The 22,978-nt window shown below is 60.3% G+C and carries 22 protein-coding genes and 2 pseudogenes; 8 read left to right on the top strand and 16 right to left on the bottom strand.

Features of this window, described 5'->3' with window-relative positions; translation table 11 throughout:
- Positions 1-172 precede the first annotated feature (172 nt).
- Both INS93_RS22410 and INS93_RS22405 read left to right on the top strand, forming a co-directional pair.
- On the top strand, positions 173-850 hold the full coding sequence (locus INS93_RS22410) for a heavy metal response regulator transcription factor (protein WP_004374688.1): 678 nt from the start codon (positions 173-175) through the stop codon (positions 848-850).
- A gap of 2 nt (positions 851-852) precedes the next feature.
- Positions 853-2,229 (top strand): heavy metal sensor histidine kinase, encoded by a 1,377-nt coding sequence (locus INS93_RS22405; RefSeq protein WP_177434078.1) that lies wholly within the window; start codon positions 853-855, stop codon positions 2,227-2,229.
- 35 nt (positions 2,230-2,264) lie between these two features.
- Here the strand turns inward: INS93_RS22405 and INS93_RS22400 are convergent, their stop codons facing one another.
- From INS93_RS22400 to INS93_RS22385, 4 genes and pseudogenes are all read right to left on the bottom strand, one after another.
- Complete coding sequence (locus tag INS93_RS22400) at positions 2,265-2,876, bottom strand: DUF6088 family protein (protein WP_224490739.1); 612 nt, start codon at positions 2,874-2,876, stop codon at positions 2,265-2,267.
- A 201-nt stretch (positions 2,877-3,077) separates the two neighbouring features.
- On the bottom strand, positions 3,078-4,124 hold the full coding sequence (recA, locus tag INS93_RS22395; protein ID WP_033990946.1) for a recombinase RecA: 1,047 nt from the start codon (positions 4,122-4,124) through the stop codon (positions 3,078-3,080).
- A gap of 123 nt (positions 4,125-4,247) precedes the next feature.
- Positions 4,248-4,745 (bottom strand): annotated as a pseudogene (locus tag INS93_RS22390) (ATPase domain-containing protein); the annotation flags it as partial.
- Between the two features lie 87 nt (positions 4,746-4,832).
- A complete protein-coding gene (locus tag INS93_RS22385; protein ID WP_192985577.1) occupies positions 4,833-5,333 on the bottom strand; it encodes a CinA family protein in 501 nt (166 codons plus the stop codon).
- Positions 5,334-5,443: 110 nt separating this feature from the next.
- Here INS93_RS22385 and INS93_RS25175 point away from each other — a divergent pair.
- From INS93_RS25175 to fdxA, 4 genes and pseudogenes are all read left to right on the top strand, one after another.
- A pseudogene (locus INS93_RS25175) lies at positions 5,444-6,199 on the top strand (PAS domain-containing protein); the annotation flags it as partial.
- Positions 6,173-6,748, top strand: coding sequence for a methyl-accepting chemotaxis protein (locus INS93_RS25170; RefSeq protein ID WP_420707341.1), 576 nt, complete (start codon positions 6,173-6,175; stop codon positions 6,746-6,748). The pseudogene INS93_RS25175 and the gene INS93_RS25170, both read left to right, overlap by 27 nt.
- A 91-nt stretch (positions 6,749-6,839) precedes the next feature.
- Entirely contained in the window at positions 6,840-9,407 is a 2,568-nt protein-coding gene (gene mutS / locus INS93_RS22375; RefSeq protein WP_192985575.1) for a DNA mismatch repair protein MutS, read from the top strand.
- Between the two features lie 139 nt (positions 9,408-9,546).
- Positions 9,547-9,870, top strand: coding sequence for a ferredoxin FdxA (gene fdxA, locus INS93_RS22370; RefSeq protein WP_017678218.1), 324 nt, complete (start codon positions 9,547-9,549; stop codon positions 9,868-9,870).
- Between the two features lie 457 nt (positions 9,871-10,327).
- On the opposite strand, the gene rpoS is transcribed toward fdxA, so the two are convergent.
- The 9 genes from rpoS to INS93_RS22325 form a co-directional block, all read right to left on the bottom strand.
- Positions 10,328-11,335, bottom strand: coding sequence for an RNA polymerase sigma factor RpoS (gene rpoS, locus INS93_RS22365; RefSeq protein ID WP_004424060.1), 1,008 nt, complete (start codon positions 11,333-11,335; stop codon positions 10,328-10,330).
- A 101-nt stretch (positions 11,336-11,436) separates the two neighbouring features.
- Positions 11,437-12,315 carry a peptidoglycan DD-metalloendopeptidase family protein gene (locus INS93_RS22360; RefSeq protein WP_192985574.1) on the bottom strand — a complete coding sequence of 293 codons (879 nt, stop codon included), beginning with the start codon at positions 12,313-12,315 and terminating at the stop codon, positions 11,437-11,439.
- 48 nt (positions 12,316-12,363) lie between these two features.
- Complete coding sequence (locus INS93_RS22355) at positions 12,364-13,302, bottom strand: DUF368 domain-containing protein (RefSeq protein ID WP_192985573.1); 939 nt, start codon at positions 13,300-13,302, stop codon at positions 12,364-12,366.
- A gap of 25 nt (positions 13,303-13,327) precedes the next feature.
- Entirely contained in the window at positions 13,328-13,963 is a 636-nt protein-coding gene (locus INS93_RS22350; protein WP_161627115.1) for a protein-L-isoaspartate(D-aspartate) O-methyltransferase, read from the bottom strand.
- Positions 13,964-14,001: 38 nt separating this feature from the next.
- Entirely contained in the window at positions 14,002-14,751 is a 750-nt protein-coding gene (gene surE, locus INS93_RS22345) for a 5'/3'-nucleotidase SurE (protein ID WP_192985572.1), read from the bottom strand.
- On the bottom strand, positions 14,739-15,797 hold the full coding sequence (truD, locus tag INS93_RS22340; protein ID WP_192985587.1) for a tRNA pseudouridine(13) synthase TruD: 1,059 nt from the start codon (positions 15,795-15,797) through the stop codon (positions 14,739-14,741). The genes surE and truD overlap by 13 nt, the downstream gene beginning before the upstream one ends.
- Positions 15,797-16,270, bottom strand: coding sequence for a 2-C-methyl-D-erythritol 2,4-cyclodiphosphate synthase (gene ispF / locus INS93_RS22335; protein WP_160019625.1), 474 nt, complete (start codon positions 16,268-16,270; stop codon positions 15,797-15,799). The genes truD and ispF overlap by 1 nt, the downstream gene beginning before the upstream one ends.
- 184 nt (positions 16,271-16,454) lie before the next feature.
- Entirely contained in the window at positions 16,455-17,297 is an 843-nt protein-coding gene (fghA, locus tag INS93_RS22330; RefSeq protein ID WP_192985571.1) for an S-formylglutathione hydrolase, read from the bottom strand.
- Positions 17,298-17,377: 80 nt separating this feature from the next.
- Positions 17,378-18,490, bottom strand: a complete 1,113-nt coding sequence (locus INS93_RS22325; protein WP_160019627.1) for an S-(hydroxymethyl)glutathione dehydrogenase/class III alcohol dehydrogenase — start codon at positions 18,488-18,490, stop codon at positions 17,378-17,380.
- A 185-nt stretch (positions 18,491-18,675) separates the two neighbouring features.
- On the opposite strand from INS93_RS22325, the gene INS93_RS22320 reads away from it, so the two are divergent.
- Positions 18,676-19,572, top strand: a complete 897-nt coding sequence (locus tag INS93_RS22320; RefSeq protein ID WP_192985570.1) for a LysR substrate-binding domain-containing protein — start codon at positions 18,676-18,678, stop codon at positions 19,570-19,572.
- Positions 19,573-19,715: 143 nt separating this feature from the next.
- On the top strand, positions 19,716-20,039 hold the full coding sequence (locus INS93_RS22315) for an HPF/RaiA family ribosome-associated protein (protein ID WP_160019629.1): 324 nt from the start codon (positions 19,716-19,718) through the stop codon (positions 20,037-20,039).
- A gap of 15 nt (positions 20,040-20,054) precedes the next feature.
- Here INS93_RS22315 and ispD read toward each other — a convergent pair whose 3' ends face one another.
- From ispD to eno, 3 genes are all read right to left on the bottom strand, one after another.
- The gene (gene ispD, locus INS93_RS22310) at positions 20,055-20,753 is read right to left on the bottom strand and encodes a 2-C-methyl-D-erythritol 4-phosphate cytidylyltransferase (protein WP_192985569.1); all 699 of its coding nucleotides are present in this window, start codon (positions 20,751-20,753) and stop codon (positions 20,055-20,057) included.
- Entirely contained in the window at positions 20,750-21,028 is a 279-nt protein-coding gene (locus tag INS93_RS22305; protein WP_074918152.1) for a septum formation initiator family protein, read from the bottom strand. Before INS93_RS22305 ends, ispD begins: the two co-directional genes overlap by 4 nt.
- Positions 21,029-21,544: 516 nt before the next feature.
- Complete coding sequence (gene eno / locus INS93_RS22300) at positions 21,545-22,834, bottom strand: phosphopyruvate hydratase (RefSeq protein ID WP_192985568.1); 1,290 nt, start codon at positions 22,832-22,834, stop codon at positions 21,545-21,547.
- Positions 22,835-22,978: the final 144 nt, after the last annotated feature.

Genomic DNA, 22,978 nt, shown 5'->3' with positions numbered 1-22,978 from the left:
CCTCTGCTTTTGGTCTGTCGAGGGCCGAGAGCACAACCTAGTACTCATGCTTGCACCCTAGACAAGCCACCCTGTCAGTGAGCTGAAGTCAGAATTACATTTTCGTAAGCTTCTGGTTGGGGCCGCGGTTTGCCTGCAAACTCAGGCCACCCGACTTTTGGAGTCTGCACACATGAAACTACTGGTAGCTGAAGACGAACCCAAAACCGGTACGTACCTCCAGCAAGGTCTCACCGAGGCTGGGTTCAATGTCGACCGGGTTATGACCGGTACAGATGCCCTTCAGCATGCACTTAGCGAAGCCTATGACCTGCTAATTCTGGATGTAATGATGCCTGGGCTGGACGGTTGGGAAGTGCTGCGCATGTTGCGCGCAGCAGGAAAAGACGTCCCCGTACTGTTCTTGACGGCACGCGATGGTGTGGAAGACCGCGTTAAAGGGTTGGAGCTGGGTGCGGACGACTACCTGATCAAGCCATTTGCTTTCTCAGAGCTTCTGGCCAGGGTCAGAACGCTGTTGCGCAGAGGTAATGGTTCGCCGACGCAGACCACCATGAAAATTGCCGATCTGGAAGTCGATCTGATGAAGCGGCGTGCGATCCGTGGCGGGAAAAGAATTGACCTGACCGCGAAGGAGTTTTCACTGCTGGAACTGCTACTGCGCCGGCGCGGCGAGGTGCTCCCGAAGTCGCTGATTGCCTCTCAGGTTTGGGACATGAATTTCGACAGCGACACCAATGTCATTGAGGTTGCGGTACGCCGGCTACGCGCAAAAATCGATGACGATTTCGATCTCAAGCTGATTCATACCGCCCGCGGCATGGGATACATGATGGATGCTCCGGAGTGAATATGAAGCACCTTTCGCTGACCGCACGCATGAGCCTGATGTTCATGTCCGCGGCAATTGCAGTCCTGACGGTAGCAGGGCTGAGTTTCAATATGCTCAGCCAGCACCACTTCAAGATGCTGGATCGGCAGGCCCTGGTGGAGAAACTCGAATCCGCCAAACATATCCTCAACAATGCTCGCGGTGAAGCGAGCCTTTCGGAAGAATCACCGCAGTTGCGGGCCTTGCTGGGAGCCCATCAGGATCTGGCCGCCACTATCCTGGCCAGTGACGGTTCTGTACTGTTTTCCGACCCCAGAGCAGTCGAAGTACCTGAGCGTTTCAGACGTGCAAATGAGCAGAGCATGTGGGAGTGGCAGAACGGCCAACACATGTACCGTGGCATGACGGAGCAAATCTCGGTAGCCGATCAGGCTGAGCCGCTCACTGCGTTGCTGATTCTTGACGTCACCAATCACACACACTTTTTCGACACGCTGCAACGATGGTTTTGGATTGGATTGGTCATCAGCGCCCTGTTCAGTGCCGCACTCGGCTGGGTGGTTGCTCGCAGTGGCCTCAAGCCTCTGCGGCAAGTCACTCGCGTGGCCTCCGGGATGTCCGCCCGATCATTGCAGGAGCGAATTCCTCTCGAACCAGTACCGCAAGAACTTCAGCAGTTAGTTCTGTCCTTCAACGCGATGCTGGCTCGACTTGAAGAGGCCTTCATTCGACTCTCCAACTTCTCGGCGGACATCGCACACGAACTACGAACGCCCGTCAGCAACCTCATGACCCATACTGAGGTGGTCTTGAGCCATAAGCGCGACATCACCGCATACGAGGAGAACCTCTACTCCAACTTGGAAGAATTGAAGCGCATGTCTCGAATGATTGATGACATGCTGTTCTTGGCCAAGGCTGATAATGGCTTAATCATCCCAGAGCAGGCCAGGATCGAACTGGCTGACGTAGTCTACAAGCTGTTTGACTACTACCACCTCCTAGCCGAAGAGCGTGGCATTGAGCTATCGCTCACAGGCACAGGCCAAGCGCAGGGGGATCGGCTGATGCTTGATCGCGCGCTATCCAATTTGCTATCTAATGCGCTGCGCTACACGCCGGCGGGAAAGACAATTTCGGTTCTGATCCGCCAGGCAGCGGACTCAACCACATTCAGCATCGAGAACCCAGGGGACACAATCAGCTCAGAGCATCTAGAGAAGCTCTTCGACCGCTTTTACCGGGTCGACCCCGCTCGGCGGGAGGGAAGCCCGAGCAACGCCGGGCTCGGACTTGCCATCACCCGGTCCATCATTGAGGCTCACAAAGGCCGCATCTGGTGCACCTCAGCCGCTGGCCTCACGGGCTTTCACATCGAATTGCCCCATTCCAGATGATGCCGGTCTGGCGGTAAGTAGGCTACAGCTAACCGCTAGCCCAACTTAAAAGGGTGGGTGCAACTCGACTGAGCGCAGATTGCACTCGCCATCCAGATAGGCAACGAGCGGTGAGATGACACCAGAGCACCCCATTCGCTCTCGGGTAGTAGTTTATGAAGTTTGGAAACGGCATCCCCCACGCTTGCTTCGCCAACCCAATCCAATGCTCGAATGGCGTCTCCCGCTCCAGTAGCGCCTAGAGCCATCAACCATCGAGGCGCATACCGAATCGATACGGTGGTCTTGCCAACCTGAAGCTCCCTAGAACGTCCGTCGGTTAGAAAGACATAGCCAACTGGAACCTGTGTACTCAGCCCTAATTTATTCGCGGCACGAGCCCCGTGGTCGACCAGCACCTCACCCAGCGCATTAGCCAGCGAGTGGACAACCTTCTCGGGTGCCGGCGGGCGCACGCCGAACCGAGTTTCGACTGCGGCAACATAAATGCCCCGAGCAACGCGAAACAGCTTTCCACCTTCGATCAGGCGAGAGAGTCCTCGCTGCACAGCATGGCGAGAACCATCGAGAGTCAGATCCGCTGCCAAGCTCAGAGAACTGACCAGAACAGTGCCAACAAGCAATGCCCCATTGAAAAAACCTTTCACCCGTTTACTCCTTTTGTTTGGGCATCAAACGTAATTGAATCTCAGAGAGTAGCTGGACGAGAGGCGATCCTGTAAGTCACCTTGATGGGAAAGAAACTTGATGTGGCATCAAGAAAAAGCCTAGCTGGGGAAGCTAGGCTTTATATGGAGTAGAAACTTAACTATAGATTGTCAGCAGCGACCTTATACCGCTACGAGATATCAATAGTCGTCAGCCAGCTCTTCCTGGGCTGCGAGACGTGCAGAGGTTTCAGCCTGTGGCTTAGACATCAACTTGTCGCGAATCATACCTTCCAGCTTGTCCATAGTGGGTTTGTTTTCCAACAGCCACTTGATGGTATTGGCCTTACCTTGACCAATCTTGTTGCCTTCGAAGGAGTACCAGGCGCCGGATTTCTCAACGAAGCTATTAGAAACTGCTAGGTCAACAATCTCGCCGGCTTTGCTAATACCTTGTCCGTAGAGGATCTGGAACTCGGCCTGTCTGAATGGAGCAGCAACTTTGTTCTTGACAACTTTCACGCGGGTTTCGCTGCCGACCACCTCTTCGCCTTCCTTGACCGCACCGGTACGGCGGATGTCCAGGCGCACCGAGGCGTAGAACTTCAGGGCATTACCACCGGTGGTGGTTTCCGGACTGCCGAACATTACGCCGATTTTCATACGGATCTGGTTAATGAAGATACACATAGTGTTGGAGTTCTTCAGGTTACCAGTGATTTTCCTCATCGCCTGCGACATCATTCGAGCGGCAAGGCCAACATGGGAGTCCCCGATCTCGCCTTCGATTTCAGCCTTCGGAACAAGAGCAGCTACGGAGTCGACAACTATAACGTTGACCGCCCCCGAACGAGTCAGAATATCTACGATCTCAAGAGCCTGTTCACCAGTATCTGGCTGCGAGCAAAGAAGATCATCGATATTCACGCCAAGTTTGGCGGCATAGATTGGATCAAGGGCGTGCTCAGCATCGACGAATGCACAAGTCAAACCTTGCCGCTGAGCTTCAGCAATTACGGAAAGGGTCAGTGTGGTTTTACCAGAAGACTCAGGGCCGTAGATCTCAACGATACGACCACGTGGCAAACCACCCACGCCCAGAGCGATGTCCAGGCCAAGAGAACCGGTCGAAACAACATCGATGTCCATTGTGCGGTCGGAGCCGAGCCGCATAATGGCACCCTTACCAAACTGTTTCTCGATCTGAGAAAGAGCCATTTCCAACGCTTTGTTTTTTGCCTGATCCATTCTCACCGACCACTCAGATTAGGATTAATCGAATATTGCTGATTAGCTTAGGGCGTACCCCTTGTGAAGAAGGGAGACCTCCTAAGTGAACCAAAACTACGCTGCGATTCCGAATACTGCATCCTGCAGACCGACGTGCATGTCACCCATTTCGCCTTCGATTTCCGCCTTGGGCACCAGAGCCGCCACGGAGTCGACGATGATCACGTCAATCGCATTGGAGCGCACCAGCATGTCGGTGATTTCCAGCGCCTGCTCACCGGTGTCCGGCTGCGATACCAGCAGGTCATCGACGTTGACGCCGAGCTTGCCGGCATAATCCGGATCCAGTGCGTGCTCGGCATCGACGAAGGCACAGGTGGCGCCAAGCTTCTGCGCTTCGGCGATCACCGACAGGGTCAGCGTGGTCTTACCGGAGGATTCCGGGCCGTAGATTTCAACAATACGGCCTTTTGGCAAACCGCCGATGCCCAGGGCGATATCCAGCCCCAGCGAACCGGTGGAGATGGCCGGGATGGCCTGACGCTCATGGTCGCCCATGCGCATGACCGCACCCTTGCCGAACTGCTTCTCGATCTGACCCAGGGCAGCCGCCAAAGCGCGCTTCTTGTTCTCGTCCATTACCATCCTCACGTATTAACAAGGGCCTCGAGGGCCGCCAACAACTGTATAAGTAGCCAGTATTATTCCACAGGGCAAGTCGCCCGCCTACCCCACAAGCGGATTTTCCTCCGCCAACAGGCGCAGAAGCCCCGCCAGAGCGGCCTCGACCGTTTGTCGGCGCACCTCATCGCGGTTACCAGCGAACTGCTTGCGCACACTGAAAAGACGCTCACCATCGCCCCAGGCCAACCAGACGGTACCGACCGGTTTCTCCACGGAGCCACCGCCCGGCCCGGCCACGCCACTGACAGCCACTGCATAGCGAGCCCCGCTATTGGCCTGAGCGCCACGCACCATCGCCTCCACCACCTCCTGGCTAACGGCGCCCACACTGGCGAAAAAGTCGGAACATACGGCCAACTGCTTGGTTTTCTGGGCGTTGGAGTACGTCACATAGCCAGCCTCGAACCAGGCCGAGCTGCCGGGGATGCGAGTGATCGCCTCGGCGATACCACCGCCTGTACAGGACTCTGCAGTGGTGACCTGGGCAGCTTGCGCCTGCAATGCTGCACCCAGTTGTTCGGCCAGTTGGCTGATTCTGTCCATATCCACTCCTCGCTCATCGAACGGCAAACCCTACACAGCTTGCCTGCCAGTGGAAACGGCAAAGTTCGTCTACTGTTATCACGGGCTAGGGTGCAATAGGAGGCACTGCGATGTGGCTTTCACGGAACAAGGAACACAAGGACACGCAGGATCAGGGAGCGGCAGAGCTACAGGCCATTCGCCAATCGATGGCGATGATCGAGTTCACCCCGGACGGCATCATCCTCGACGCCAACCCAGCCTTTCTCGGTGTAGTGAATTACCGCTTGGAAGAGATCGTCGGCAAGCACCATCGTCTGTTCTGCTCCCGCAACCTGAGCGAGAGCCTCTCCTATCAACAGTTCTGGCAGCGCCTGCGCCAAGGCGAGCACTTCAGTGATCGCTTTCCAAGGCTGACGCAAGACGGCAAGGAGGTCTGGCTGGAAGCGACCTACATGCCAATCCGGGATGATCAGGGCTCGGTGACCAAGGTAATGAAGATCGCCACCGACATCACCCGCCAGGTAGCGGCCGAACATATGCACGAGAGCTACATCAAGGCGATTGACCGCTCCATGGCGGTGATCGAGTTCAACCTCGAGGGTGAGGTAGTGAGTGCCAACCAGAACTTCCTCGATCTGATGGGCTATCGCCGCGACGAGGTGATCGGCCAGCATCACCGGCTCTTCTGCCTGGCCGAGGACAGCCGCAGCGATGACTACCGTCAGTTCTGGGCTCGCTTGAACAAAGGCGAGTTCATGTCCGATCGTTTTCGCCGTGTGACCAAACAAGGCCAGCAGGTCTGGCTGCGTGCCACCTACAACCCCCTTTACGACGCCAACGGCCGTGTCTATGGCGTAGTGAAATTCGCCAGCGACATCACCGCCCAGGTCGAGCGCCGTGACTCGGAGGCTGCCGCTGCCCAGTTGGCTCATGACATTGCCAGGGAGACCGATGTTTCCGCCGATCACGGCACGCGCACAGTGGCCCAGACCGTCGCGGTGGTCGCCGATATTGCCAGCGAACTGGCTCACGTGGCCGAACAGATAGAAGGCCTTAACAAACAATCCGAGCAGATCACCAGCATCGTTCAGGTAATTCGCAGTATTGCCGACCAGACCAATCTGCTGGCACTCAACGCAGCCATCGAAGCGGCACGTGCCGGTGAACAGGGTCGCGGCTTCGCCGTGGTGGCCGATGAAGTGCGTCAACTGGCCTCGCGAACCAGCCAGGCCACCCAGGAGATCAACGGCGTCGTTCAGCAGAACCAGAACCTTACACGCAACGCAGTGGCCAGCATGGCAACCACGCGAGAGCGTGCACGTACTGGCGTAGACCTGGCCAACCAGGCCGGTGAAGTGATCCGCGAGATACGCAGCGAGTCGCAACGTGTGGTCGAGGCGGTGGCCCAGTTCTCGGTGACCTTCACCGACTGAAGGGGAATTGCGTCAGATTCGCAGCCCACGTGAGGGACGAAGTATGGGAAAATTCCCGGCTTCGTCACACCCACCGCACGTAAGGCCCGGCATGACCGATCTCTCCGCTCACACCCCGATGATGCAGCAGTACTGGAAGCTGAAGAACCAGCACCCGGATCAGTTGATGTTCTATCGCATGGGTGACTTCTACGAGATTTTCTACGAAGACGCGAAGAAGGCAGCCAAGCTGCTCGACATCACCCTGACCGCACGCGGCCAGTCGGCCGGCCAATCGATTCCCATGTGCGGCATTCCTTTCCATTCGCTCGAAGGCTACCTGGCCAAGCTGGTCAAGCTCGGCGAATCGGTGGTGATCTGCGAACAGATCGGCGACCCGGCCACCAGCAAGGGTCCGGTGGAGCGTCAGGTGGTGCGTATCATCACCCCCGGCACCATCAGCGACGAAGCCCTGCTCGATGAGCACCGCGACAACCTGCTTGCTGCAGTCCTGGGTGATGAGCGCCTGTTCGGCCTGGCCGTGCTGGATATCACCAGCGGTCGCTTCAGCGTGCAGGAGATCAAGGGCTGGGAAAACCTGCTGGCCGAACTGGAGCGCCTCAGCCCCGCCGAACTGCTGATCCCGGACGACTGGCCGCAGGGCCTGCCCGCCGAGAAGCGCAAGGGCTCGCGCCGCCGCGCCCCCTGGGATTTCGACCGCGACAGCGCCTTCAAGAGCCTGTGCCAGCAATTCAGCACCCAGGATCTGAAAGGCTTCGGCTGCGAGAACCTGACCCTGGCCATCGGCGCCGCCGGCTGCCTGCTCAGCTATGCCAAGGAAACCCAGCGCACCGCCCTGCCCCACCTGCGCAGCCTGCGTCACGAGCGCCTGGACGACACGGTGATCCTCGATGGCGCCAGCCGCCGCAACCTGGAGCTGGACATCAACCTCGCCGGCGGCCGCGACAACACCCTGCAATCGGTGATGGATCGCTGCCAGACCGCCATGGCCAGCCGCCTGCTGGGCCGTTGGTTGAACCGTCCGCTGCGTGATCGCGCGGTGCTGGAGGCGCGCCAGGACGCCATCGCCCGCCTGCTCGATGGCTATCGCTTCGAAACGCTGCAGCCGCAGCTCAAGGAAATCGGCGACCTGGAGCGCATCCTCGCCCGTATCGGCCTGCGCAACGCCCGCCCACGCGACCTCGCCCGCCTGCGCGACGCTCTGGCTGCGCTCCCCGAGCTGCAGTTGGCGATGACCACACTGGACACCCCACATCTGCAACAACTGGCCAACAGTATCGCCACCTACCCGGAACTGGCCGACCTGCTGGCTCGCGCCATCATCGACAACCCGCCGGCGGTGATCCGCGACGGTGGTGTACTGAAGACCGGCTATGACGCAGAGTTGGACGAGCTGCAGGCCATGAGCGAGAACGCCGGACAGTTCCTCATGGATCTGGAAGCGCGGGAGAAGGAACGCACCGGCCTGGCCAACCTCAAGGTCGGCTACAACCGCGTGCACGGCTACTTCATCGAGCTGCCGACCAAACAGGCCGAGTCGGCACCGGCTGACTATATCCGCCGGCAGACGCTCAAAGGTGCCGAGCGCTTCATCACCCCGGAACTGAAGGAGTTCGAAGACAAAGCGCTGTCGGCCAAGAGCCGCGCCCTGGCACGGGAAAAGATGCTTTACGACGAGTTGCTCGAGCACCTGATCGGCCACCTGGCGCCACTACAGGACAGCGCCGCAGCCCTCGCCGAACTGGACGTGCTGAGCAACCTGGCAGAGCGCGCGCTGAATCTCGACCTGAACCGCCCACGCTTCGTCGACGAACCGTGCATGGGCATCGACCAGGGCCGTCACCCGGTGGTCGAGCAGGTGCTGACCACGCCCTTCGTGGCCAATGACCTGGATCTCGACGACAACCGGCGCATGCTGATCATCACCGGGCCGAACATGGGCGGTAAATCCACCTACATGCGCCAGACCGCACTGATCGTACTGCTGGCCCATATCGGCAGCTTCGTCCCGGCCGCGGCCTGCGAGCTGTCGCTGGTCGACCGCATTTTCACTCGTATCGGCTCCTCGGACGACCTGGCCGGCGGCCGCTCGACCTTCATGGTAGAGATGAGCGAAACCGCCAACATCCTGCATAACGCCAGCGAGCGCAGCCTGGTGCTGATGGATGAAGTCGGACGCGGCACCAGTACCTTCGACGGCCTGTCGCTGGCCTGGTCGGCAGCCGAGCACCTGGCCCGCCTGCGCGCCTTCACCCTGTTCGCCACCCACTATTTCGAGCTGACCGTGCTACCGGAAAGCGAGCCGGTGGTGGCCAACGTGCACCTCTCGGCCACCGAACACAACGAGCGCATCGTCTTCCTACACCACGTTCAGCCAGGCCCTGCGAGCCAGAGCTACGGCCTGGCCGTGGCGCAACTGGCCGGCGTACCGGGCACAGTGATCAGTCGTGCGCGCGAGCACCTGGCGCGCCTGGAAGCCACCAGCCTGCCGCACGACCTGCCACGCCAGGAACCCGGCCAGCCACAAGCGCCGATGCAGAGCGACCTGTTCGCCAGCGCGCTACACCCGCTGCTGGAACAATTGACCAAGATCAATCCGGATGATCTGACTCCGCGCAAGGCGCTAGAGCTGTTATATACATGGAAGACGCAGATCTAACGCTCAATACAACAAACTGCTAGAATCGCGCGCAATTTTACGACCGCCCGGTTTACAGCCTGAGCCGCGGCCACATACAGAGCGCCTGGTAGCCCTTCACAGAAAGGGCCCAGGCCGCCGCCCGAGGAGAGAATCAGACATGACCTTCGTCGTCACCGACAACTGCATCAAGTGCAAATACACCGACTGTGTGGAAGTCTGCCCGGTGGACTGCTTCTACGAAGGCCCGAACTTCCTGGTCATTCACCCGGACGAGTGCATTGATTGCGCCCTGTGCGAGCCGGAGTGCCCAGCGCAAGCGATCTTCTCGGAAGACGAGGTACCGGAAGATCAGCAGGAGTTCATCGAGCTGAACGCCGATCTGGCCGAAGTATGGCCGAACATCACCGAGAAGAAAGAGGCGCTGCCGGATGCCGAAGAGTGGGATGGTGTAAAGGACAAGCTGCAGCATCTGGAGCGCTGAGTTCGCCCAGAAACACGAAGACCCGCCAAGTGCGGGTCTTTTACTTTCAGAGCCGATGTCGTGACTGGCAACGCCCAAAAGGGTTGCCGCCAAAAATGGCGGGCAAAAAAAGGGGCGGCTTGCGCCGCCCACTTTTATTCCCTTATCCCTTTGTTTCCCAACTCATCGTCCTGATGAATCGCTTCTTGCGATGTTCCTGATCGTCATCCTGATGATCTGTGCTTGTCCCTGTGCACGGGTGTGATATTAGCCGTTCCAGGCACCTGCACAACCCGACCAACATTCATCCCGCCTGCTCGAAGAATTTATAAGACCCTTAAAAAACAATTACTTATAAGTTGATCCGGTATTAATCCAGACTTTTCAGCACAAACACTGACAGCACCTGTAAGCGATGACTTACATGGACGCGCATAAAAAACCCGGCCGGAGCCGGGTTCGTGATCGAAGCGAAGCCTCACTGGAACAAAGCGTCGCTGGACAAGCCGTTCTTCTCCAGGATTTCCCGCAAACGCTTGAGCGCCTCGACCTGAATCTGCCGCACCCGCTCGCGAGTCAGACCGATTTCCTGGCCCACTTCTTCCAGGGTACAGCTTTCATGGCCGCGCAGACCGAAGCGGCGCACCACGACTTCCCGTTGTTTGTCGGTCAGGTCGGAAAGCCACTGATCGATGCTTTGCGACAGATCGTCGTCCTGCAACAGCTCGCAAGGATCGGTCGGGCGATCGTCGGTCAGGGTATCGAGCAGTGTCTTGTCCGAGTCGGGACCGAGCGAGACGTCCACCGAGGACACTCGCTCGTTAAGGCCAAGCATGCGCTTGACCTCACCCACCGGTTTTTCCAGCAGGTTGGCAATTTCTTCCGCAGAAGGCTCATGGTCGAGCTTCTGGGTCAGTTCCCGAGCCGCACGCAGGTATACGTTGAGCTCCTTGACCACATGAATGGGCAAACGGATGGTCCGCGTCTGGTTCATGATGGCGCGTTCGATGGTCTGGCGGATCCACCAGGTTGCATAGGTCGAGAAACGGAACCCCCGCTCCGGATCGAATTTTTCCACGGCGCGAATCAAGCCGAGGTTGCCCTCCTCGATCAGATCGAGCAGAGAGAGACCACGATTGACGTAACGCCGAGCGATCTTCACGACCAGGCGCAGGTTGCTCTCGATCATGCGCTTGCGCCCGGCAGGATCACCCTTCTGCGCTAGACGCGCGAAGTGCACTTCCTCTTCGGGAGTGAGTAAGGGAGAGAAACCAATTTCGTTGAGATAGAGCTGAGTGGCGTCTAGCGCCCGGGTGTAGTCGATGTATTTGTGCTGCTTGGAGGGGGTGGCGTTCTTGGCCTTGGTACGTGCGACCGGTGCTTCCACCTCATCGCCCTGAACCTCGCCGAAAACGATGCCTGGCTCCATGAGGAGCAGTTCATCGTCGACGTCAAACTCCGGCGCTTCTTTTTTGATGAGAGCCATTGTTGTTGTCCCTAGCTGAGTTCGACAACAGACTCTGGCGGAACCGTCCTGGCCACACCTGAGCCCGTCCCTCCTACGTGATGGAACGGGTCAGCGACGGATCAACGACGTGGCAGATATTGCAGCGGATCGACAGGTTTACCTTGGCGGCGAATCTCGAAGTGCAGCTTCACCCGGTCGGCCCCTGTGGACCCCATTTCGGCAATGCTTTGCCCGGCTTTGACCTGCTGCCCCTCCCGTACCAACAACCTGCGGTTATGACCGTAAGCACTTACGTAGGTATCGCTGTGCTTGATGATGATCAACTCGCCGTAGCCCCGCAAACCACTCCCGGCGTACACCACTGACCCATCAGACGCAGCTAAAACAGGCTGTCCTAATTGCCCTGCGATATCAATGCCTTTATTCAAACTACCGTTTGAGGAAAAACGACTGATCACTGCGCCCTCGGTTGGCCAGGACCACCCACTGGCAGAGCGACTCACTGGTGTTACTGGTGTGGTCGCTGGCGTGTTGGCTACCGGCGGGCGGGCAGGTTGAGTTGCAGGTGGCGCAGTCACGGCAACCGGAGGACGACTGGGCACTGGCTGGGTGACAACGGGCGAGGTGGCTGGAGACGGTTTCGAAACGACTGGCTGAGAGCTACCCAACGGGCGGTTGTCGAAACGGATAGTCTGCCCCACGCGGATCAGATAAGGGTCGCGCAAGCCATTATGAGCAGCGAGTGCCTTCCAATCCCAGCCGAAACGAAAGGCGATCGAATAGAGCGTATCGCCGCGCTGCACCACATAGTGACCGTTGCGCACGGGCTGACGCTGTACCACCGGAGCACGCCCCTGATTCTGCCCACGGTCGACCACCTGCACACCGCCAGGAGGCGAACTGACGCAGCCGACCAACGCGGAGGCAGCAAGCATCGCGAGCGGCAGACGAGCGGCTGCAACTGCGCGGACTAGCACGTGAAGGACGGTCCAACTCACCCAACTGCTCCCTGAATGATTCCGAGTACGGCGCCTATTGTGCCGTATTTATTCCGTGCGGCCAGCATCGACCGGCCGACGACTTGCCAGCCATTCCAGGCCCAGCACCAGGACGATACCGCCGATTGCCAGCAGCACGGCGAGCAACAGCTGCGGATCCTGACCACTGATTTCGGCAAAATGTCCCGGCAACAGATTGTGCTCCAGTAGCGGAACCTGCTCGCCATTGCTGTCGATACGCCAGCTCAGGGTTTCTTTCCAGGGCCAGACCTTGTTCAGCGAACCCAGCATAAGACCGGCCAGAAACGCCAGGCTCATGTCGCGCCAGCGTGACAGCAGCCAGCTGAGCAAGCGAGCGAAACTGAGAATTCCAACCAGACAGCCGCTGGCGAATACCGCCAGGACCAGCATATCGAGGTCCTTCACCGCGCCCAGCACCACCGAATAGAGGCCGAGCAAAAGCAGGATGAAGCTGCCCGAGATACCCGGCAGGATCATCGCGCAGATGGCGATGGCACCGGCCAGGAACAGGGTTGGCAGGTCACTGCCCCACTGCATCGGGGCGGCAACAGTGATCCAGTAAGCGAAAACCAGGCCAAGCAGAAAGCTTGCCGCCCTGCTCCAGCTCCAGCGTTTGATCTCTCGCCCGACCAGATAGGTGGACACCAGAATCAGGCCGAAAAAGAACGACCATACCGGAATCGGATGGTGCTCCAGCAGATAGGTGATCAGGCGCGCGAGTGTGAGGATGCTGGTCAGGATGCCGCACAGCAGCACCAGCAGGAATGTCGCGTTGGCCATCTTCCAGGCGTCCTTGATGCGGCCTCGCAGTAGCAGCAGGAACGCTTCGGGAATACTGGCGATGGAGCGCAACAACTCGTCATAAATGCCACTGATAAAAGCGATGGTGCCACCGGAAACGCCGGGCACGACATCTGCAGCGCCCATCGCCAAGCCCTTGGCATAGAGCAGAAAATGTTTCTTCATGGATCCTTCCGCAGCGAAAAAGCGATCAAGCCAGCGGCCCGTTGAGTAGTGGCACGAAGCGCACCGCATCGAGCACGTGACGGGAGAAACCATCCTCTTCACGCACGATCAACAGCAGTTGCTGCACATCGCCACTGCCGACCGGAATGACCAGGCGTCCACCTGGTGCCAGTTGATCGAGCAGGGCCTGCGGCACTTGCGCGGCGGCAGCGGTGACGATGATGCCGTTATACGGACCGAGCGCGTTCCAACCTTCCCAGCCATCACCCCAGCGAAAGACCACGTTGCGCAGCTTGAGTTCGGCCAGACGCTCCTTGGCGCGGTCCTGCAGCACCTGAATGCGTTCCACCGAGAATACCCGCTCGACCAGTTGCGCCAGTACGGCCGTCTGGTAACCGGAACCGGTGCCAATCTCCAGCACCTTGTCCAGCGGGCCGGCAGCCAGCAGCAGCTCGGTCATGCGCCCAACCATATAGGGCTGGGAAATGGTCTGGTTATGGCCGATGGGCAGTGCAGTATCTTCATAGGCGCGATGCGCCAGGGCCTCGTCGACGAACAGATGGCGCGGTGTACGGCGGATCACTTCCAGTACCCGCGCGTTGGACAGCCCCTCCTCGTAGAGGCGCTGAATCAATCGCTCACGGGTGCGCTGCGAGGTCATGCCGATCCCGCTGCGCTGCATCTCGTCCTGTCCACGCATCAGAAGATGCCCTCCAGCCAGCCATCCATAGATTCGAGGGCCTCATTGAACGTGCGATCGAGCCGTAGCGGCGTGATCGATACATAACCTTGCATCACGGCATGGAAATCGGTGCCCTGACTGCCGTCCTCGACATCACCGGCGGCAGCGATCCAGTAGCCTTCCTTGCCACGCGGGTTGACCACCTTGACCGGTGCAGCCGCGCGCGCGCGATGACCGAGACGGGTCAGTTGCACGCCACGGATATGTTCCAGCGGCAGGTTCGGCACATTGACGTTGAGCACCGTGCGCGGTGGCAAATCCAGGGTCGCATGTGCCTCGACCAGCTTGCGCGCGAAATAGGCAGCGGTAGGCAGGTTATCGGGCAGGCGCGAAAGCAGCGAGAACGCGAACGCCGGTTTGTTCAGGAAACGTCCTTCCAGCGCTGCGGCGACGGTGCCGGAATAGAGCACGTCATCACCCAGGTTGGCGCCCAGGTTGATGCCGGAGACGACCATATCCGGCGTTTGCTCGAGCAGGCCATTGAGGCCCAGGTGCACACAGTCGGTCGGCGTGCCATTGAGGCTGATGTAGCCATTGGCCAAGGCCATGGGATGCAGCGGACGGTCGAGCGTCAGCGCACTGCTGGCACCGCTCTTGTCTTCGGCAGGCGCGATCACCACGCAATCGGCATAGTCAGCCAGCGCTTGGTGCAACGCAGCGATACCGGGCGCGTTCACCCCGTCGTCGTTGGAAATCAGAATTCGCATGGAGTATCCGTCTGCCCTGCTGGCACCAGATCGAGCAATTCGCGCACCACCACGGTGGCGAAACACCCGGCCGGCAGGACGAATGCAAGTTGCAGAATATCGGGTTCGGGATAATGCCATGACAGGCCGCCAATGGGGAGGCGCAGAATTCGCCGTTCGTGCGCCATGTCCGCCTTGATCAGCCATTGCACCAGTTGCGCAGCGTCATCGGCCACGCTTTGCTCGAGCTGCTGGGTAGCGCCGCTGGTCGGCAGAGCGCCATCGCCCCACAGCGGACCGGTGGGATGCAGATCGAGAATGGCCAGGCGCGGGTCAACGCACTCGGCCTCACCGGCCATGAAGAAACTGCGGCTGGCGGTGAAGGCCAGCAAGTCACCCATCTGTGCCTGGTTCCAGGTGCCCGCAGCGACGCGCTTGGCCAGCACCTGATTGAACAGATAGCTGCGCACCGAGGACAGCAGGCGCGAACGCAGGTTGCGCTGCACCGGCAGCTCCAGGCGCGCGGCAAAATCGCGGGCCTGTTCGACATTGCCGCCATCGAAACCGAAGCGCTGCGAGCCGAAATAATTGGGCACACCTTGCGCGGCGATACGCTGCAGGCGCTGCTCCAGCGCATCGCGGTCCGCCTCCAGGGCAGTCAGGCGCAAGGTGAAACCATTGGCGGCATGGGCACCACGCTGCAATTTTCGGTTGTGCCGCTGGCTGCGCAGGATGACCAGATCATCGCCCTGCGCGGCGGCCAGATCGGGATCGGCCTTGCCCGGCAGATGCAGGCTGAACCACTGGCGGGTCAGCGCCTGACGATCCTTGAGGCCCGCATAACTGACCGCCTTGAGCGGCAGGCCGGCAGCACGGGCGATACGCCGGGCGGCCTCTTCGGTATTCAGGCCGCGTTTTTCCACCCATAGCCAGAGGTGCTCGCCCTGACCAGTGAGCGGGATGTCGAGTACCTCGTCGACCTGAAAGTCCTCGGCCGTGGCCTTGAGTACCGCGCGCCCGCAGGCATCGCCGTGGGCACGCGGCCCGAGCAGTTGCAGCTCGTTCATCATGCCTTGACCAGCAAGGACACGGCGTGCACCGCGATACCTTCCTCACGCCCGGTGAAACCCAGCTTCTCGGTGGTGGTGGCTTTGACGTTGACCTGATCCAGCTCGATGCCCAGATCCTCGGCGATGCGCTCGCGCATGCTGTGGATGTGCGGCGCCATCTTCGGCGCCTGGGCGATGATGGTAGCGTCGACGTTACCCACCGCGTAGCCCTTGGCACGCACCAGGCCCATCACATGGCGCAACAGCGCGCGGCTGTCAGCGCCCTTGAAGGTCGGATCGGTATCGGGGAAGTGCTTGCCGATATCGCCCAGCGCCACGGCGCCAAGCAGCGCATCACTCAGGGCGTGCAGCAGCACGTCACCGTCGGAATGAGCGACAAGACCGAATTTATGGGGAATCCGTACGCCGCCGAGGGTGATGAAATCGCCTTCGCCGAAGCGGTGTACGTCATAGCCATGACCGATACGCATAAAGAACAACGCCCTGAAAAAGTCAGGGCGTGATTCTAACCGCATTGCCCGTAGCCCGGATGAAATCCGGGAAATTCGCACCCCGGATTTCATCCGGGCTACGCCGGCTGCCGCTGCAGGGTGCGCCGTGCGCCGTGCGCACCAAGGGCCAGGGTTTGCCCTGATGCGCGCAGCGCAGAACAACCTACGTCAACGCCTCGGCGTGATGACGCAGGTGGTCGTCGATAAAGCTGGCGATGAAGTAATAGCTGTGGTCATAGCCAGGCTGCATGCGCAGCGTCAGCGGATGACCGACAGCCTTGGCTGCCGCCTGCAACGCCTGGGGTTTGAGCTGACCCTCGAGGAAATCGTCACGATCACCCTGATCGATCAGAATCGGCAGCTTCTCGCTGGCCTCGGCGATCAGCACGCTGGCATCCCACTCACGCCAACGCGAACGCTCCTCGCCCAGATAGAGCGAAAAGGCCTTCTCGCCCCAGGGGCAGTTCATCGGATTGCTGATCGGCGAAAACGCTGACACCGACCGATAACGCCCCGGATTCTTCAACGCGCAGATCAGCGCCCCGTGACCGCCCATGGAGTGGCCGGCGATGCCGCGCTTGTCCGAAACCGGGAAGTTGGCTTCGATCAGCGCTGGCAACTCCTGCACCACGTAGTCATACATGCGGTAGTGCCGCGCGAAGGGCTCCTGGGTCGCGTTGACATAGAAGCCGGCCCCCAGACCGAAGTCATAGGCGCCGTTGGCGTCATCGGCCACGCCCTCGCCACGCGGGCTGGTATCCGGCGCGACGATGATCAGCCCCAGCTCGGCGGCCATACGCTGGGCGCCGGCTTTCTGCATGAAATTCTCGTCCGTGCAGGTCAGACCACTGAGCCAGTACAACACCGGCAGCTTGGCGCCCTGCTCGGCCTGAGGCGGCAGGTAGACCGCGAACACCATGTCGCAATTGAGGCTGCTGGAGCGATGGCGATAGCGCTTGTGCCAACCACCGAAGCTCTTGTTGCTGGAAACGATTTCGAGGGTCATGAGCATCTCCGTAGGGTGCGCCGTGCGCACCACTTGATCCTGGTGCGCATGGCGCACCCTACAGTCAGGTCACTCTGAAGTCAGAAATGAATGACGGTACGGATGCTCTTGCCTTCATGCATCAGCTCGAACGCCTCGTTGATGTCTTCCAGCGGCAGATTGTGAGTGATGAAGGTATCCAGCGGGATTTCACCGCTCTGCGACTTCTCGACATAGCTGGGCAGCTCGGTACGCCCCTTGACGCCACCGAAGGCGCTGCCACGCCAGACGCGGCCGGTCACCAGCTGGAATGGACGGGTACTGATCTCGGCACCGGCCGGCGCCACGCCGATGATGGTCGACTCGCCCCAGCCCTTGTGGCAGCACTCCAGCGCGGCGCGCATCAGTTGCACGCTGCCGATGCACTCGAAGCTGTAGTCGACGCCACCGTCGGTCATCTCGACGATGACCTCCTGGATTGGCTTGCTGTGCTCTTTCGGATTGACGAAATCGGTGATGCCCAGTTCACGCGCCACCGCCTCTTTGGCCGGATTGATGTCGATACCAATAATGCGCGAAGCCTTGGCCATCTTGGCACCGATGATGGCAGCCAGACCGATGCCGCCCAGGCCGAAAATGGCCACGGTGGAGCCTTCAGTGACCTTGGCGGTATTGAGCACCGCGCCGATACCGGTGGTTACACCGCAGCCGAGCAGGCAAACCTTCTCCAGCGGTGCATCCTTGGGAATCTTGGCCAGGGACACTTCCGGCAGCACGGTGTACTCGGAGAAGGTCGAGCAGCCCATGTAGTGGTAGACCGGCTCGCCGTTGTAGGAGAAGCGGCTGGTGCCATCGGGCATCAGGCCCTTGCCCTGGGTGGCGCGCACCGAGCTGCACAGATTGGTCTTGTTGGATTTGCAGAATTTGCACTCGCCGCATTCGGCGGTGTACAGCGGGATCACGTGGTCGCCGACCGCCAGTGAGGTGACGCCCTCACCCACTGCCTCGACGATACCGCCACCTTCGTGACCGAGAATGCAGGGGAACACGCCCTCGCTGTCCTGGCCGGACAGGGTGTAGGCGTCGGTGTGGCAGACGCCGGTCGCGACGATACGCACCAGCACCTCGCCGGCCTTGGGCGGCGCCACATCGACTTCGACGATTTTCAGGGGTTCATTCGGGGCGAAGGCGACGGCGGCGCGGGACTTGATCATGACAGTTCTCTCAGGGAGCGTGGACAGTGGTCGGCAGTCTAGTTCATGTCCAATACGAGATAATCAGCAGCAGAGCAAAACATTATTGCCGCACAGGGATAATATTGAGCCTCCTTACATCGCCCGCAAGCGGGCTCCTACAGGTGCAGCCGGATGCAATCGGGAGCACAGGAGAAGAAGCATCGATGAATCGCTGGGAAGGACTCGACGAATTCGTCGCCGTGGCTGAATGCGGGCAGTTCAGTGCCGCGGCCGAGCGCCTGGGATTGTCTACGTCGCAGGTCAGTCGCCAAGTGGCACGCCTGGAAGAACGCCTGCAGAGCCGCCTGTTTTATCGCAGCACCCGGCGAGTGGCGCTGACCGAGGCCGGCCAGTTGTTCCTGCAACACTGCCAGCGCCTGCAGGATGCCCGCGAAGAAGCGCTGCGCGCGGTCGGCGACCTCGGTGCGGAACCCAAGGGACTGTTGCGCATGACCTGTGCAGTGGCTTACGGCGAACGCTTCATCGTGCCACTGGTCAACGACTTCATGGCGCAGCATCCGCAACTGCGCGTGGAAATCGAACTGTCCAACCGCCAGCTCGATCTGCTGCACGAAGGCCTGGACCTGGCCATCCGCCTGGGGCGCCTGCAGGACTCGCGGCTGATGGCCGCGCGTCTCGCACCTCGCGAAATGTATCTGTGCGCTGCTCCCGACTATCTGCAGCGCTACGGGCGCCCGCACTCGCTATCCGAGCTGGCCCGACACAACTGCCTGGTGGGGAGCAGCGACCACTGGAGCTTCGCCGAGAACGGCCGGGAAACCCAGGTGCGAATACAGGGTAACTGGCGCTGCAACAGCGGCCAGGCCGTGCTCGACGCAGCACTGCGCGGTTTTGGTCTGAGTCAATTGCCGGATTATTACGTATTGGAACACCTGCGCAGCGGGAGACTGATCTCTCTGCTGGAGCAGCATCGCCCACCCAATACAGCCGTCTGGGCGCTCTATCCGCAGCAGCGTCATCTCTCGCCCAAGGTACGCCAGTTGATCGACTCGCTGCGCAAGGGCCTGAGCCGGCGCGCCGAGTACAGCGGCCCTGCCTGACGCTCTGCAACGACCCTGTCACCCGGCTGAACAGTCACGGAATGTCACAAGCCGGCGCGAAACTTGAGCGAGGCGACCGCGTCACACTCCATGCACCCCGCCCAAGCGGGGCCTCACGAACTCAGCGACATGAGGACATGGTTATGCAGGTTCTGGTCAACAGCGGTAAGCACGTCACCTCCTCGATGGACTTCAGGGACGGCATTGGCAGTCGCATCCGGGACAAGCTCCAGCGCTATGAGGATCACCTCACCCGGATCGAAATTCATCTCTCCGACGAGAATGCGCTCAAGAGTGGCCCACAAGACAAGCGCTGCAAGGTCGAGGCGCGGATGAAAGGACGCGATCCACTGACGGTCTCCCACGATGCCAGTGAACTGCAGCAGGCGATCGACGGCGCCATGAACAAGCTGACCAACGCGCTGGATCGCACTATTGGCAAAGACGCCAAACCCTGGACGCACTGATGCGGTAAATCCAGTTCAACGGCCTTGCGGCCATATGGACTGTAGATAGTGCAGATCTTCCGGGCGGGTGACCTTGAGGTTGTCCGCCCGGCCTTCTACAAGACGTGGCGCTTGCCCCGTCCATTCCATGGCCGAGGCTTCATCGGTCACTGCCACGCCTTCTTTCAGCGCTTGCGCCAGCGCTTCGCGCAGCGCACCCAGGCGGAACATCTGCGGCGTGTAGGCCTGCCAGATCACGCTGCGATCCACGGTCTCGGCCACGCGGCCGTCGCTTGCGGCACGCTTGAGCGTATCGCGCGCCGGCACTGCCAGCAGGCCGCCGACCGGATCATCGGCCAGACTGTCCAGCAGGCGCTCAAGGTCTTCCCTCGCCAGGTTGGGTCGTGCGGCGTCATGCACCAGCACCCAATCCTCGGCGCGTGCGCCCTCTGCAAGCAGCGCTTGCAGCCCCGCCAATACCGAATCGGCCCGCTCGCGTCCGCCAGGTGCCCGGCGGACACGCGGATCACGCGCCAGTGGCAACTGCGGCCAGTTCGGGTCATCCACGGCAACGCAAACCACCGCGCCCAAGAGGCCGGGATGGTCGAGAAAACAATGCAGGGTATGTTCGAGAATGCAGCGGCCGGCGATCTGCAGGTACTGCTTGGGTCGGTCGGCGGCCATGCGCGCACCAACGCCAGCGGCAGGGATCACCAGCCAGAATTTCGTGGTCATTCGGTCAGCAGATAGAGGGTTTCACCCTCTTTGAGCATGCCCAACTCCTGTCGCGCGCGCTCTTCCACGGTTTCCATACCGCGCTTGAGTTCCATCACCTCGGCCTCGAGGATACGGTTGCGCTCCAGCAGCCGCTCGTTCTCGCCCTGCTGTTCAGCGATCTGCTGTTGCAGACGGCTGGCAGCAGCCAGGCTGCCGTCGCCGATCCACAGTCGATACTGCAGACCGACCAGCAACAGGATCAGCACGATGAACAGCCAATACGGACTACGCATGGAGCGGCTCGCAGATTGAGTCATCGGCATGGTAGGGGCTGCGTTCATGCTTGAAAAGGAGCCGTCTGATGAGTGACATGGGGTTTCGGTACCTGCATCCGTGCATTGGTTCCCAAGGATCGACGAAGCGTCCACGAAAAAGGCCATGCCCGTAATGACGCTGCCTTTGTAGGAGCGGCTTCAGCCGCGAAAAATCGCGGATAAATCCGCTCCTACAGCATGCAGCACCAACGCTGGGATAACCACGAAAAAGGGCGACTTGCGTCGCCCTCTTCAGACTAAACGATCTTGCGAGCCAGAGACCTACAAGGCGCAACGACCAACGGGAGTAACAGCCGAAGGCTGCCCCGAAGGGTGAGCGCCAGCGAATCAAACAGGCGAGGAAGCGCAGTTTACTGAAGTAAATGAGCATTACTCGTTTCACTCGCCCTTCGGGCCGTCCTCCGGACGTTCAGTGACAAGTCACTGTCCGAGCCTGTTTTTAACGCAGTAGGTCCGACGCGCAGCAGATCGTGATCAGCCGCGGAACTCGGCACGGCCCTTGTAGGGTGCCTTGGCGCCGAGCTGCTCTTCAATACGCAGCAACTGGTTGTACTTGGAAACGCGGTCGGAGCGGCACAGCGAACCGGTCTTGATCTGACCAGCGGCAGTACCAACGGCCAGGTCGGCGATGGTGCTGTCTTCGGTTTCGCCGCTGCGGTGCGAGATCACGGCGGTGAAGCCGGCGGCCTTGGCCATCTGGATGGCTTCCAGGGTTTCGGTCAGCGAGCCGATCTGGTTGAACTTGATCAGGATCGAGTTGCCGATCTTCTCGTCGATGCCGCGCTTGAGAATCTTGGTGTTGGTGACGAACAGGTCGTCGCCTACCAGCTGCACCTTGGCGCCGATCTTGTCGGTCAGCACTTTCCAGCTGGCCCAGTCGGACTCGTCCATGCCGTCTTCGATGGAGATGATCGGGTAACGCTCGGTCAGGCCAGCCAGGTAGTCGGCGAAACCTTCACCGCTGAATACCTTGCCTTCGCCGGCCAGGTCGTATTGACCGTCCTTGTAGAACTCGCTCGATGCGCAGTCCAGCGCCAGGGTCACGTCGTCACCCAGGGTGTAGCCGGCGTTGGCCACGGCCTCGGCAATGGCAGCCAGGGCGTCTTCGTTGGAGGCCAGGTTCGGCGCGAAACCACCTTCGTCACCCACGGCGGTGTTCAGGCCACGAGCCTTGAGCACGGCTTTGAGGTGATGAAAGATTTCGGCGCCCATGCGCAGGGCATCGGCGAAATTCTTGGCGCCGACCGGCTGCACCATGAATTCCTGGATGTCGACGTTGTTATCGGCATGCTCGCCGCCGTTGATGATGTTCATCATCGGCACCGGCATGGAGTAGACGCCCGGGGTGCCGTTCAAGTCGGCGATGTGCGCGTACAGCGGCACGCCCTTGGCCTGGGCGGCGGCCTTGGCGGCAGCCAGGGACACGGCGAGGATCGCGTTGGCGCCCAGAGTCGCCTTGTTCTCGGTACCGTCGAGCTCGATCATCGCGCGGTCCAGAGCCTTCTGATCGACGGCGTCTTTGCCGAGCAGCAGATCGCGGATCGGGCCGTTGATGTTGGCGACGGCTTTCAGCACGCCCTTGCCCAGGTAACGGCTCTTGTCACCATCACGCAACTCCAGCGCTTCGCGCGAGCCGGTGGAGGCGCCGGACGGAGCGCACGCGCTGCCGACAATGCCACCTTCCAGAATTACATCCGCTTCCACGGTGGGGTTGCCGCGAGAGTCGAGAACCTCACGACCCTTGATGTCGACGATCTTTGCCATTGTTGTTTGCACTCCAAGGTTTGACGATAAGACTGCAGCAGCGGGCTGCGCGGGGCCGCCGACCACCTCGAGGGGCGGTCGACGACACAGTCTGACTCACGGGTCAGGGGGATCTTTTCTGGGGCGGCACTTTACCGGATTGCG

The organism is Pseudomonas sp. EggHat1, from assembly GCF_014892995.1.
Classification (GTDB): domain Bacteria; phylum Pseudomonadota; class Gammaproteobacteria; order Pseudomonadales; family Pseudomonadaceae; genus Aquipseudomonas; species Aquipseudomonas chaetocerotis.
This window is presented reverse-complemented; position numbering and strand designations above follow the sequence as displayed.